Origin of the sequence: Winogradskyella echinorum (genome assembly GCF_014297365.1) — a bacterium.
Classification (GTDB): Bacteria; Bacteroidota; Bacteroidia; order Flavobacteriales; family Flavobacteriaceae; genus Winogradskyella; species Winogradskyella echinorum.
This window is the reverse complement of the sequence record NZ_JACOQD010000001.1, coordinates 728,371-742,973: the sequence shown is the minus strand read 5'-3', so window position 1 is coordinate 742,973 and position 14,603 is coordinate 728,371. Positions and strand designations below refer to the sequence as shown.

General features: G+C 32.3%; 10 protein-coding genes. 6 read left to right on the top strand and 4 right to left on the bottom strand.

Annotation, left to right across the window (positions count from 1 at the left end; genetic code table 11):
• Positions 1 to 79: 79 nt before the first annotated feature.
• On the top strand, positions 80 to 490 hold the full coding sequence (locus tag H8K90_RS03185; RefSeq protein WP_186844484.1) for a DoxX family protein: 411 nt from the start codon (positions 80 to 82) through the stop codon (positions 488 to 490).
• 200 nt (positions 491 to 690) lie between these two features.
• Entirely contained in the window at positions 691 to 1,836 is a 1,146-nt protein-coding gene (locus H8K90_RS03180; protein WP_186845282.1) for a tetratricopeptide repeat protein, read from the top strand.
• 144 nt (positions 1,837 to 1,980) lie between these two features.
• Here the strand turns inward: H8K90_RS03180 and H8K90_RS03175 are convergent, their stop codons facing one another.
• A complete protein-coding gene (locus H8K90_RS03175) occupies positions 1,981 to 4,041 on the bottom strand; it encodes a tetratricopeptide repeat protein (protein WP_186844483.1) in 2,061 nt (686 codons plus the stop codon).
• Positions 4,042 to 4,268: 227 nt separating this feature from the next.
• Here H8K90_RS03175 and H8K90_RS03170 point away from each other — a divergent pair, with 227 nt between their 5' ends.
• The 3 genes from H8K90_RS03170 (at position 4,269) to H8K90_RS03160 (ending at position 7,157) form a co-directional block, all read left to right on the top strand.
• The gene (locus tag H8K90_RS03170; RefSeq protein WP_186844482.1) at positions 4,269 to 4,550 is read left to right on the top strand and encodes an STAS domain-containing protein; all 282 of its coding nucleotides are present in this window, start codon (positions 4,269 to 4,271) and stop codon (positions 4,548 to 4,550) included.
• A 30-nt stretch (positions 4,551 to 4,580) separates the two neighbouring features.
• Entirely contained in the window at positions 4,581 to 5,840 is a 1,260-nt protein-coding gene (locus H8K90_RS03165) for an oligosaccharide flippase family protein (protein WP_186844481.1), read from the top strand.
• Positions 5,841 to 5,951: 111 nt separating this feature from the next.
• A complete protein-coding gene (locus H8K90_RS03160; RefSeq protein ID WP_186844480.1) occupies positions 5,952 to 7,157 on the top strand; it encodes a glycosyltransferase in 1,206 nt (401 codons plus the stop codon).
• 232 nt (positions 7,158 to 7,389) lie between these two features.
• Here the strand turns inward: H8K90_RS03160 and H8K90_RS03155 are convergent, their stop codons facing one another.
• The 3 genes from H8K90_RS03155 to H8K90_RS03145 are packed head-to-tail and all read right to left on the bottom strand — an operon-like array spanning position 7,390 to position 13,204.
• Positions 7,390 to 8,904: a glycoside hydrolase family 2 TIM barrel-domain containing protein gene (locus H8K90_RS03155; RefSeq protein ID WP_186844479.1), complete on the bottom strand. Its 1,515-nt coding sequence runs from the start codon at positions 8,902 to 8,904 to the stop codon at positions 7,390 to 7,392.
• Positions 8,898 to 10,115 carry a hypothetical protein gene (locus H8K90_RS03150; RefSeq protein WP_186844478.1) on the bottom strand — a complete coding sequence of 406 codons (1,218 nt, stop codon included), beginning with the start codon at positions 10,113 to 10,115 and terminating at the stop codon, positions 8,898 to 8,900. Before H8K90_RS03150 ends, H8K90_RS03155 begins: the two co-directional genes overlap by 7 nt.
• Positions 10,115 to 13,204, bottom strand: coding sequence for a hypothetical protein (locus H8K90_RS03145; protein ID WP_186844477.1), 3,090 nt, complete (start codon positions 13,202 to 13,204; stop codon positions 10,115 to 10,117). Before H8K90_RS03145 ends, H8K90_RS03150 begins: the two co-directional genes overlap by 1 nt.
• 182 nt (positions 13,205 to 13,386) lie before the next feature.
• Here H8K90_RS03145 and H8K90_RS03140 point away from each other — a divergent pair, with 182 nt between their 5' ends.
• Positions 13,387 to 14,571 carry a response regulator gene (locus H8K90_RS03140; RefSeq protein ID WP_186844476.1) on the top strand — a complete coding sequence of 395 codons (1,185 nt, stop codon included), beginning with the start codon at positions 13,387 to 13,389 and terminating at the stop codon, positions 14,569 to 14,571.
• Positions 14,572 to 14,603 lie beyond the last annotated feature (32 nt).

Sequence of the window (14,603 nt, the reverse complement as noted above, 5' to 3'; positions counted from 1 at the left end):
AATGTCATTTCTTGATGTACATCAATGCATAGCCTTCTTGTAACTATGACTTTTGTACCGTTAATAAAAGAAAATTAAAATGACAAATCAGAAAAACAACAAAGCAATTAATATAGCTTTATGGACTGCACAAGGATTATTAGCTGTAATGTTTATAATGGCAGGTATTATGAAAACTACTCAACCAGTTGAAGTTTTGGCAGAATCGCTTCCATGGGTAACATCCACGCCTTTAGGATTGGTTAGGTTTATTGGTATTAGCGAATTATTAGGAGGATTAGGTTTATTAATCCCATCTATTTTCCGTTTCAAACCATATTTAACTGTTTGGGCAGCTTTAGGTCTTGCATTAGTAATGGTTTTAGCCGCAGTATTTCATGCGTCAAGAGGTGAATTTTCAAGTATAGGAATGAATGTTGTGCTCATCGGTATTGCACTTTTTATTGCTTGGGGAAGAAATAAAAAAGCACCTATACTTGCTAAAAATTAATAGTAAATCAATAACTGCATAAATTGCGTAAGCTGAATAAAAGCGGCATACAATAATGTATAAAATTAAAATCGGTTTGGGTGAATACTCAAACCGTTTTTGTGTTTAATTAGTATATTGCTACTTAAAAGTGGATGTATTTTATCCGCTACTATTCTTATACTAACACGTTTTACATTATTATAACAAACCACTAACCAATGATAAAATTCTTTAGAAAAATTAGGCGCAATTTACTTTCAGAAGGAAAAACAGGTAAGTATTTTAAATATGCTATTGGAGAAATTATACTTGTTGTCATAGGAATTGTTATTGCACTTCAAATTAATAATTGGAATGAAAATAGAAAGAGTAATAATATTTTAAAGAATTATTATTATCAAATATTAACAGACTTGTCCAAGGACTACAATCGTATATATTATGATTTATATGCTTTGGAAACTGATTATATTGAACCATATAACGAGTTTATAAAGGATTTACCTTCCCAAAGAAATGCCGAAGCGATTATTTCGAGTTCTAGTATACTTGAGTACAGGACTACTGCATATACTAACTTCAACACAACTACTATAGAAACCTTACAATCCACTGGTGATATAAAATTAATACCTACGGACATTAGAAATAAACTCATAGAATTAAAGAATAACCAAGACATGTCTTATAAGGCAAGTAATATTAATTATGATAATTTTTTAAAAGAAATAAGTAGAGCTACAGCCTTAGGATATAATCCAGATCTTTTTCCATTAGATGGTAAACAAAAAGTGCCAGAGGAACTTTATAAAGATTTAAAAATAGAAGATAATTATTCGAAAATTGCTCTCATAATAGTATCGTCTTACTTTGTTAAAAACTTAGGTGAACTAGATACTTTTAGGCAGTTAAAATCTATACAAGAAGAAATAAACAGTCTCTTTATATCTATAAATGAAGAATTAGGCAACCCTTATAAAGATATTGAAAGAGTAAATAGTGAATATAAATCATTAATTAAACTGATTTATACAGGGAAAACAGTTGATGATATTATCGCTGTAGTAAAGGAGCAGGATAGAGAAAATCCCGACTATGACATTTCAGAACGATATATGAATTTTTTAGGTTATTATTATTTAAATACACTAAAGCAGCAAGAAGATGCCTTAAAAATTTTTAAACTCAATATAGAATTGTACCCAGAGTCTTGGAATCCTTATGATAGTTATGGTGAGGGCTTATTGCGCAGTGGAGATAAAGAAAACGGAATTAAATTTTATAAAAAATCACTTGAATTAAATCCTGATAATGAAAATGCAATTAAAGTATTGAAAGAGTTAGGAATAGAAGTATCTAAATAGCCTGTAAATTTATAGAATTAAATAAGAATTATTAAAAGAAGGTAGAACAGTAATTTATAGCTATTGTTCTACCTTTTCATATTATCTAAAATCTTAAATTTTTTTAAGACTGGTGTGCATTGGTAATTAGCCTAAATAAAATTTTTAATTTCTAATTACAACCTTCTTCATAAACTGCCACTTAAAACGTAAACCTATTTCAGTAAAGGTAAAACCAGCTGCAGTTGCCGATGCAATATTACTGCGCGTACCATATACATTTAGTAAGCTACGCTCAGAGAATTTGTAGCCAAATGCAGCTTGTATTCTATAAGCAGTTTGCTTTGGGTCGCCTTCAATAAATTGGTAACCAAAAGCAGCCGTTGCATTGTAGAACCATTCTTTTGGTTTGGCAACAGCTTCGTCTTTTATAAGATTAATAAATATTTCGTAGGCATTAAATTTTTCTGGGCTAAAGTATATAGTTGGTACTTGGTCTTTAAAAGTGATGTATTGGTAATTAAAACCAACTTTTAAAGATGGCTTTGGTAATAGATTATAATAAAGGGATGTAAACAATAAGTTTCTGGTATTGCCATCATTTTGCGAGGTATGCATTAATTGCGTAAACCAGCCTAAATTAAAGTTGGTGCCCAAATTATAGTTTACATAATAGTTGTTTTGTACCAATTCTCTATCTAGTAAATCGGCATTAAAACTTTCAATTTGTCGTTTGTAGCCAATATCTAAAGTCTGTAGTTTAAAGGATTTAATATTAAAAGACACATCTGTTAACAGTTGTGTGTAATCAACCGTTTCTGCTTGCGCTGAAGTCATACCAGCAGTTCCTTTAAAAATAATACTTGGTAAGAGTTTGTACGATAAGCCTAAAGATAGATTACTAGATGTAGCACTATTATCAGTAACCGTATTGTTTGTGGTTCTGTAATTGTAATTGCCTAGTACTGCAAATTTAGTAGACAAAGGAAATACCACATTGTTATTGGTAGAAAAGGCCTTGTTATCTCCATTATCATAAGTGTGCGAAACCTTAGATTCTAATGAAGGTGCAAAGCTATAGTTTAATTTACTAATAAAGTTAACAGCATCTTTTTGGTTGTCGTAGAACTTTAATGTGTTTTCTGCTGAGGTATAAGCCTCATCTGTATAACCTAACGCTTTTAAAACATTTGCTTTACCAAGGTTACCATCAAAAGAGGTACTGTCGTTTGCTAATATTTGGTTGTAATCGCTTAAGCTCTTTTTAAAATTACTTTTATAAATATTCAAGGTAGCACGTAAGGATAAAACCCAGTTTTGGTTTGGGTAGTCTGTTACTAAACTATCAATTAGAGTAGTTGCTGCTTTATATTTCTTATTCCAGATTAATGCTTGTGCATAACGTTCTGTCGTTTGTTGCTCAGTTGTTTTATCTGTAGTGGAAGTTAAACTTTGATAAGCTTCAGTACTGATGCTTAAAGCCTTTTTTTCTTTACCATTTAGGTGTTCTACTAATGCCAAACCGTTTTGGGCTATAATTTTGTGTTCTGGTTGCTCAGCTAACCTTTGGTATGTTGCTTTGGCATCATCGAGTTTATTCCAAATAAGATAAAGATTGGCTAAGTTTAATAAGGTGTCTTTATCATCATTAAACAATTCTAGATTATTAGTTAACAGTAGTTCGGCTTTATCATAGTTCTGTGCTTGTTGGTTTTGGTAGGCATAACCTAAATAGATATATTTTTTAGAGGTTAATGCATTTAGATTACCAGGTGACACTTCTAATGCTGTATTTACAACGGTAATAGCAGTTTCGTATTCTTTAAGATTAGATAAAGTGTTGGCATAGCCTAACTGTGCGGCAAAACTCTTTCGATCTTCTTTTACTAAATCTTGGTAATAACCTTTAGCAGCAGTAAAGTTGCTATTCCATAATAAGGATTCTCCGTAATTTAATTTTACTTCAAAATCATTTGGGTAATCTGCAAGCAACTCCGTAAAAAGTGCGTTGGCTTGTTCGGGTTTGCCATTAAGTCCTATAGCACGACCATAACATAAACGTGCTGTTTTGTTATTTGGATAGTCTTTTAATACGGTATTAAAAAACGATTCGGCTTCGGCATATTTACCGGTTTCTAAATAGGTGAAACCTTCTTTCATGTTTTGAGCCGTTGCACTAAAAACGATAAAGAATAATCCGATATTAATAAGTGATTTTAAAGTCATAATCTCTGTTTGTTTAACTAATTGCAAGTTACGGAGGTATACTGCTTCATTCATCTACAGCAACCTGCCATCCATCGAAATAGAACGCACATACATGGAAATACGGAAGATATTTGTGTCAGATTAACGCCCTTTCTGCGTTGAAATTTGTAAAAAAAGAGCAGTCTATTGCGCTTATTTCAACGTAGAAAGGCCAATTATAAATAACCATTAAAAACAACAAAATTATGGCACTTACAATTAAAGAAAATCACGGAGTATATTCAGTAGTAGGATCACTAAATGCGACCACTGCGACTAACTTTCAAATGTATTTTGAGAACATATTAAACACATCAGATACATTAACAATTGATATCGGAAACATAGAAGAAATTAATACAAATGGTATTAACGCTATTAAGACATTATATGTTAATGCTAAAACTACAGATAAACATTTATTGATTATCGGTAACGTTTCAGAACACATCTACAACAGTTTGCAAACTATAAAAATAGCTGCATAACAATTTCTATTAATATTTAAACGAGACATCATGCAATTATTAGCAAGCTTAAAAACAAGAAAATTAACACCAGAGCAACTCTTTATGATCAGTGTTTTGGCTGTCAATGGAGGTAACTATTTATACAATCTTATTTTAGGTCGTGTTTTAGGACCAACACAGTTTGCTGATGCAGCAGTGCTCATCACATTTTTATTGGTACTCTCATTTATTGCAATGACGTTTCAGTTAGTAACTGCAAAATTCTCGGTATTGTTTGAAAATGAATTATTCAAAAATTTTATTGCTAAAGTTTACAAACAAGCATTTTGGGTAGGTCTTTTTTTAGGAATACTAATTGTAGTGTTTGCTTCAAATCTTCAGGCTGTTTTTAATACTACATCATCAACTATGTTTGTCATTTTTGGTTGTGGAGTTCCACTTTATTTTTTGATGAGTGTTAATCGAGGTACGTTTCAAGGGAAGAAAGCTTACAAATCTTTATCTATTACCTATCAAGGTGAAATGCTAAGTCGATTGCTAGTAACATTAGGTATCATTTTGGTATTAAATATAAAAACGTCTGCAGTAATTGCCATTGGGATTTTAATCTCGTTTGTATTCGGATTGTTTCCTTTTAAAGCCAAACAATTTAGTTTTAAAAAATCAGAACCTTTAGAAGCTACATACAGTAGACAAATTAAAAACTTCTTTTTGCTAACGGCTTTTTATGAGTTAACACAGATCATTATTAACAACAGTGACATACTATTAGTAAAACATTATTTTGAATCTTACGAAGCAGGATTATACGCTTCACTCGCATTGATTGGTAGAATAGTGTATTTCATTGCTTGGATGTTTGTAATGTTGCTGTTGCCAGCCGTTGTAGAATTAAAGAAAGAAGGCAAGGAGACGGCTTCAATCTTATTTAAATACGTTGGTTACATAGCAGGTATATCCTTTATCATTGTTTTAGGTTGTTTACTATTACCAGAGCTCATTATAAACATACTTTTTGGTGAACAATATTTAGCTATGGCGCCTTTATTATGGAAATATGCCATTGCTACGTCCATGTTTGCCATCTCTAACATATTTGCATACTACTACTTGTCTTTAGATAAATATATACCAGTTATTATTTCTGGTGTCTTTGGTATGCTGCAAATGCTTTTAGTGGTTTTTTATCACGATAATTTAGAGCAAGTTGTATTAATGCAGATCATAGCAATGGCTTTATTATTAGTGATTCAAATAGGCTTTTTTAAGCTTGAAACAAGAAAACAAAAAAGGCTTAATCTAAAGTAAATTTCCACTCGTCTACAGTAAAAGTCGTCCTATCGAAAGTAGCTAAAGATTAGGAATTTAAAACCTCAAATTTGTACTGTAATTAATTAAAACATTAAAAATCCAAAAATTATGAAACTAGCAATTGTAACAGCATATCCTCCAAGTAAAGTCACTTTAAATGAGTATGCTTACCATTTAGTAAAACAGTTTAGACAAAAGGAAGACGTTACAGAATTAATCTTATTAACGGATCGTACAGAAGGTAAAAAAGATTTAGAATTTACTGAAGATGGATGCAAGATTACCGTAAAAGAATGTTGGTCATTCAACAGTTACAAAAATTTGTTCTCTGTAACAAAAGCCATTAATCATACCCAACCAGATGCTGTGTTATTCAACCTTCAGTTTATGAAGTTTGGTGATAAGAAAATTGCAGCTGCTTTAGGTTTAATGCTACCATTAGTATGTAAGCTAAAAAAGATTCCTAACATCGTTTTATTACACAACATTCTTGAGGAAGTTGATTTAGGAAGTGCTGGTTTCACCTCTAATAAATTAATGCAGAAAATCTACGGGTTTATTGGAACATCCTTAACAAAGTTAATTTTAAAAGCAGATGTAGTGGCAGTAACAATGCAAAAATATGTTGAGATTTTAGAATTAAAATACCTTAAAACTAATGTGAAATTAATTCCTCACGGAACCTTTGAAATCCCTGAAGAACCAGATTATACACTTCCTTCAGGCCCATTAAAAATTATGACTTTCGGAAAGTTTGGAACCTATAAAAAAGTAGAGGGAATGATTGAAGCTGTTGCGCTTGTAAGAGAGAGAACTAACTTAGAATTAGAAGTTGTAATTGCTGGAACAGATAACCCAAATGTACCAGGATACTTAGCTAAAGTACAAGAAGATTATAAGCATATACCAGATGTAAGATATACAGGTTATGTTGAAGAGGATGAAGTTCCAACCTTATTTAATGAAAGTGCAGTGGTTGTATTTCCATACACTTCAACTACTGGAAGCTCTGGAGTTTTACACCAAGCAGGAAGTTATGGTAAAGCTGTTGTGATGCCAGATTTAGGGGATTTAGCTTTACTTATCCAAGATGAAGGCTATAGAGGTGAATTTTTTGAACCAACCAGTGTAGAAAGCTTAGCTAATGCTATTGAAGCCATTGTTATAAATGAAAGGTATAGATTAGAGCTTGCTAGAACTAATTATAAAGCTGCAACAGCACACCCAATGTCACAGATTGCAGATATGTATTTAGAAGAATTTCAAAATATTATAGAAAGAAAATCTAACCGTTCTGCTGTATTTACAGCATAATAGCTAAAAAAAACTCAGCTAAACAGTAGTAATCTGCCTACTCAGATTGAACCTACACTACTGTTTAGTTTTAAAATCGAAAATGACCCTTTTTGCCCCAAACTAATTAAACACCTACTAAGTATTAGAATCCCTAATTCTAATAAATATGAATGCAGAACCGAAGAATCTTTTAGGATTAAATTGGTTAAAAATAAAGATTCTTCACTGCGTTCTAATCGATAGTAATACATTAATTAGAGATGTATTTAAAAGACGCCTTTTTTGCCCCATTTTTATCTATGAAACCAAAATGTTTTTGAGCATTTTTTCGCCACGGAAGTTTACCTACGACTTCTGTTGGTATTTCAGTGAAATCGTAAAGTGTCCAAGACATAAATTGTAAACCATGAGTTGCAATATGCTCTTGGATTTTTTTATGATAATTAGCTTGGTCTTCGTCTGATGCTCCAAAGGGTTTCCAAAAACCTGAGTAGGATGACAATCCAAATTCTTGAAGTACTAATGGTTTATCTGGTATGTCATTTTTCATGGATTTAATGGCTTCGTCCAAATCTTCTAAGTCTTCGTAATAATGAAACGATACAAAATCTACTTTGTCTTTAAGTATCGTAGCACTTTGTGTATTAGACCAACCAATAGTTACAGGATGAGTGTCGTCTACTGATTTTACCAAATCAATCATATTATCTAACCATGCAATGACATTCTCTTTTCCTCTAGATTCAAAATCTAAATTGGGTTCGTTTTTAATATCCCAAGCTAACAATGCATTATGGTCTTTTACGGCATCTACAATCGTTTCAGCATGACGTTGATTTAGTGTCCAACTCATAACTGAATAGTCACCATAAAAATCAAATAAGGTTAAGACCACTCCTAAATTATATGCTTCAGCTACGTCTAAAGTTTGTTTAAGTTTCTTTAGCTTTTCTGTATGGACATGTTCTTTTCCAAAGTCGTCATATTGTACAAAAAGGCGTACTGAATTTAATCCTGCGTCTTTAATAATTTTAAAGTCTTTTGAAATGATATCTGTAGAAAATGCATCTCCAAACATATCCCAAGGATTGGCTTGTGGATAGTAATTAATGCCTTTAATATTTAGACTATCAACAGATACTATTTTTGGATTGTCATTAGTTGGTTCAGTTAATTCTTTGACCATATGTCTAATTCTCCAAAAACCATCTTCGAGTAAAAACACTATTTTATAACTTGATGTTTCTTTGATTTCTAAAACCAATGAATCGGCTTTAAAAATGCGCTTGTATTCTATAACATTTCGGTCAGTAATAACAGCTAACTGACCGTCTTCACTAAAAAATTCTAATGTTGGATTATGTCTTAAAGTAGTTGCTTCAATTGTAGTGTTTTCGGCTTTATTTAGTTCAATGAAACTATATAAATTCTCTCTAGCACTATCTGTGTAGTAATCTTTTATTCCGGCAGTTTTATTGGTATTGTAAGCAATTTGTTTTACATACCAAGCATCTAAATAATTGCTCTGTATTGTATTTAAGGTTTGGTCATCGATTGATCTACCTTCATTTTGAATAGGTTCCCATTCTACCTTAGGCAAATATTGTTCTATTTTCTGAATTTCGGTATGCAGCATAGTACTTCGATCAGCTCCTGTATTTAAATAGCTGAATACTGCGCTAACACCATAAATGATTAGGGCAACAATCATAATGTATGAGGCAATTAATATGGTACGTAGTATGTTTCTATTAGGACCTACCATAGTTTCTTAGAGTTGAATTCTTTTGTTAATCCTGCTGTTGAAATACTAAAGTTATAGTCTCCATCTTGGTAAATGGCTGGCTTTAATTTAAAGGTCACATAACCATTAAAAGAAGTTTTTGTTAGGGTGTCAATCAGCTGGTTGTCTTTGTAAATATTCAATTTTACATACAATCCATCAGGAATCATTTGTTGCATAAAACTTTGTAATGGGCCAATAGTTATGGTTCTATTGTTATCTTCAAAAGCAACTTCAAAATCTTCAATTACTTGTTTGTAGTTAAGCGAAATACTATTGCTTTCAGACATACTATCTACATATGCTGTAATTTTCCAGTCATCGGCAAAATCTGGATGGATCATTTTCGCAGTTGCAACACCGTTAATGGTTGTTCCTGTGGTTTTTAAAATATTTTGTTTTTGATTCTTGATGAAAAATGTTACAAAAGTGCCGTCACTCACCACGTTGTTTTGCTTGTCTTTTATAATTGAAGTCGAAAATGTTGTAATCTGGTTACCATCTGCGTAATCATGTGGTCGTGCAGCAGATATGGTAAAATCAGTTGGAATTGCAGCAGCGACATTAATGGTAAATTCTTTAGAATTAACTCCTAAACTCTCAGAAGAAATTAACATACGTCCACTTTCTTTTTTAGAATAGATATTTTTAAATGCAATTAGATTATTGGTGTAAATAGCTTCACTTTCTTCAGAATCTAAAAATTGATGTTTCGCATTCACTAAGGTGTTTTGTGGAACAGGATTATCTAAAGAGTCTGTAGGAATTACAACCAACATGGTATAATCTGTTCCGCCAGCTTCAATACTTGGTGGACCAATATAAGTTTCCATTGTAGCAACTTCTGCTTTTGGCTGAATGCTAAATTTTCCTGAAAGTGCATTGGTGTTATGCAATAATTTCCAATTAACAACTCCAGTTTTTTTGCTCATATTTTCAGGAATTAGAAACTCTAAAGTTTCGTTCTTTATTGTGGCAGAAATTAATGTGGATCCATAGCTGTTAGAACAATAGAGTAGTGGTTTGTCATTTTGAGAAGCAGAGAATTTTAAAACTATAGTTTGCCCAACTTCAAAGTTTGTGTCTGTTGATAACAACTCAATTTTAGTAGCACTTTCATTTTGTTGCACCATAGCAAATGATGATACTAAAATCAAACCGAAAAGAAACAAATATGTTAGTTTTAATTGCATTAATTAGGACTTCCGATATAGGTGTTAATTTCTATTTTAATATAACTAAAATCAGGATGCTCAATTGGTTGTAATTGCGCATTCGTATGATTTATTATTCTGTTTGGCACTATTTTATTTGAGATAGCTTCATTTGGTAAGCCGTTTACAAAAATGTTTTTCATGCTATGATTGATGATTTTTACTTTTCCATTGTTCAAAATGGTGTATTCAAAATCTTGTTTGCGTTGCTGTCTAACTCCTTCTTTTACAAATAAATGGTCAACCCATACCAAATTTTGGTTTTCATCATAATAGGAGATTAGTAGCTGAGGTATGGTAATTTCTTGAATGCCACTATTAAACAAGTTACCCTGAATGGTTTCCTCATTAATGTCAATAGCACTTAAAACCACATTTTTATACAGGTCAGAACCAGACACATTTCCTGCAACTTGCAAGTTAAATTTGGTAGGTTGTTCCTCAAATTCAACAGGTGTAAATTCATCTGGATTAAAAGTATCGGGAATAGAATCTTTAGTTTTAGACCAGGCAATACCTTCAAAATTAATCCTAAAACTACTAGATTCTTTAGGCATTAATTTATGCTTTACATGGTATTTGGCGTTATACGTTGCGAGTTCTTTGTTAGCATCGTTGTACAAAGTGCCTTTTAAAATAACATCTGCAGGCACATTGTCTATATTTTGTACTTCGCCAACAATTGCATAGCTACCATCATATTGAACTAGTTTGGCTGAAATAACTTCTAAAACAGGTTGTTTTAAAATATCTTCGTGATGCGTTTGTTCTGTTGTAATACGACGTCTTCCTTGGTTAAAATATTTTGTGGCGTTTGCCGAATAGAGTTGATCTGGTGGTAAATCGTTATTTAAATCATCTGGTTGTAAAAACCATTTCCCTTTAATTTTAGATAGTGTTTTGTAATCAACTTTTTCAATTTTTTCTAAAGGTGTAATCCATTGGCTTGTCACTTTTGCAGAGACAGTACTATCATTATACTTGGTAATCTCTGTTTCTATGGCATCCATTTTGGCATAACTACTCAATAAGCCATCAGTTACAGATATCTCTAACATGTATTGTGCAATTGGAATATTACTACTTGGGTCGATTAAGCTATGAGCTTTTACAAATTCTTTAAAATCTAAAGCGTCATAATAAGCCATTATAGCATTTTCAGGACTACGTTGCGAATCGTTTTTTAGGTAAAATAAATAAATGCCATAAAACACAACGATGGCTAAAATTACTGACCAAAGATGTGTGATTCTTAAAACATTTCTATTGAATTTTTTATAAGAAATGGAATACTTTAAAAAATCTGGTATAGGCTTAAAACGTGTTTTTAGCATATTAACCCATAGCATTTGTATGTTTAAAATGAACGCAATTAACACGGTTAAAAATGGTACAATTCCCCAATGTAGTTTTAACCACTTGGCAACATCTTCTTTAGGTAAAATTTCAGATACAGGAGGAATGTTTAGACGTTCCCAAACCATAATTCCGTTTTCTAATTGCCGTAAACGTTGCCAGCCACAGAAGTAAAGTATTGGGTCGTAAAACTTATCGTTTGAGAAGATGTACTTGAGATTGTACTTTTCTGGTGTGGTTAAAAATTGCTGAAGTGAACCAATGCCTGCAACACCCTTAAACTTTGAATTTTCTAATCGTTCAATTGGTCGTGTTGTTAGTTCGGGTAAGCGTCTTGCAGAATGATAGTTTCCATCAACAGTCATAGCATTAGTTTGTGCACTAAGCCAAGCCATTTGGTCGCCAAAACCAAGTGTTAAAAATCGCCATTTATCGTGGTCATCTTGATTTAAGAAATTCACAATTGGTAACATCTCTATTTTTTGCGGTTGCGACGGTCTAAAGTAATTTAAGCTCATGGTGAATACAACCATAAAGACAAACAAACCTGCTAAGATTCCGCCAATAATTCTGTGGTAAACAGCACCAAATTTAGATTGTATTAATTCTTTTAAATCACCTTGAACAAAACGATAGGTAAACTCACCCATCAACGGAATGGACAAGATTGATGCCCAAAGTGTAAAACGGTCTAAGGTTAAAATATTAAAAGCGGTTTCACCTAGCATTTTTAGTGGAATAGGCGTTGTGCCACCTGTCCCTAGAATAAAACATATAGTTACAGACAGCCCAAAAAACAAATAACGCTTGCTATAATATCTATAGAAAATGTATGGAAGTAATACCAATAAAATGCCCCAAGGAATTAAAAAGAAAACCAAACCAGAAGAGGTGATTTCTAAGAAATTGTCACGCGATCCATGTGGAATTGGCACCTGAGTAATTGGGTTCGCTTTAGAGTTGAGCCAATACGGAAAAATACAGCCTATTATTAAAACTAAAGACAACATTCCGAAACTTACAATTCGTTTAAAGAGCTTAAGAAACGTATGCAGAAACAATTTGAATGTGACTTCTTTCATGCTGTTAACTTGCTCTCTAGACACGTCCATTATTACCATGCCTATTAAAGGAAAGATGAAAAATACCATGCCAAATATTGGCGTAACATGATGTGAAGTCACGGTAACAGCAATTAGAGATAATGAAGTTGCTAAATACCATTTCTTGCCTGTCTTTAACCATAGATAAATTTCGGGCAAGGCATGCATTAACACAGAGACACCAACGATACTTGGTAATTGACCAAAAATATGCAAGGTTTCTACAAACGAGGATGAAAACACAGCCAAAACCGAGGCATAACCAGCAATGGTTTTATTCCCTGTCATTAATAAGGAGAACCGATACGTTCCGGTAATGAATAGTATAATGGCGATTATAGCCACACTAAACATTCCAAACTTTAAACCACCAACCATAGAAAGTAATCCTATGGATTGATGAACTAACGGAGGATAACTCTGTACTGTAAAGCCAGTGTACCACTCGTAGTTCCAAGGTTCAAACCAACTATTAGCATAGTGGTCTGCAAAGAATAAATGGATTAAGGCATCATAAGTAGTTTCCAAAGTAAAGAATATGGAACTGCCATGAAATGCCAAGCCTAAAAGTAGCGCAGAAATTAAATATTTATTTGAGGTTTCCTTCATTAAAAGCCTAAGCTATATTAACATGGTAAAGATATATAATTTAGATAGTGGTTCTATTTTTAATTAACTACAGCAATCTACCATTCGTCTACACTAAATATTAGGTTCGGCTAAATTTAAATTTTAAGGTCTTCTTCTCTAGTACTTTTGAACTGTAAATAACAAACAAAATAGTATTTAACATGAAAATTTTAGCCATAGACGACCAACAATTAGTTCTACTTCCATTACAAAAGAGATTGGTAGAATTAGGTTACGAAGTAAACATCGAAACCGATGCTTCTAAAGGATTAGAATTATATGATTCTACACAACCAGATTTAGTTATTGTAGATATTAATATGCCAGGAGTTTCTGGATTAGAAGTGGTAAAATATATTAGAAATACAAAAAATGCTGATACACCAATAATGGTACTTTCTGGTAATACTAAAGATGATACCATCACTCAAGCTTTTGAACTTGGTATAGATGATTACATGAAAAAGCCTTTAAGCTTGAACGAAATTAGTGCGCGTGTAAAACGATTAATAGGTGTCCCAAAATCAGAAAACAGTGTCGCTAAGAGTAATGTAATGATTCAGCAACGTTGTGTTGGTGTTGTTATTCCGTGTTATAATGAAGAAGAACGTTTATTAAGTGATGAGTTTTTGACTTTTGTTAATGAAAATTCTGGTTATCATTTGTGCTTTGTAAATGATGGTAGTAAAGACAAAACTTTAGAGGTTTTACATAAGTTACAACAGGGAAGAGAAGATTTTATCACAGTATATGATTGTGAAAAAAATGGTGGAAAAGCTGAAGCGGTTCGTTTAGGAATGTTACATATGGCTCAAAAAGAAGACTTAGACTACATCGGTTTTTTAGATGCCGATTTATCTACAGATTTAGCAGATTTTGATGATTTAGTAAAGACTATAGAAACTTCAGATTTTAAAATAGTAAGTGGATCGCGTATCTCTAGAATGGGAGCGAACATTACTAAAGAATCTGCACGAAAAATAATCAGTTTAACCATCAACTTCATTATAAGAAAGATCTTAAAAATGGATTTTAAAGACACACAATGTGGTGCAAAAATTTTCCATAAAGATGTTATTGATATTGCCTTTGGCGAAAAGTTTGTTACACAGTGGATTTTTGATGTAGAAATCTTTAAAAGAATGAGTATTCACTTCGGATTAAAACAAGCAAAAGCAATGTTATGTGAGCAACCATTAAAACGATGGATACATGCAGATGGTTCTAAGTTGTCTATGAAAGATTCTGTGAAAATTATATTTCAATTAGGACAAATAGCTTGGGTTTACGGAGGAAAAAAGCAAGCTGAAAAAACAGAAGTTTCAAACAACTTAAAAGTAGCCTAATCAAAACATTTTACTAAATCCCAAATCCCAAA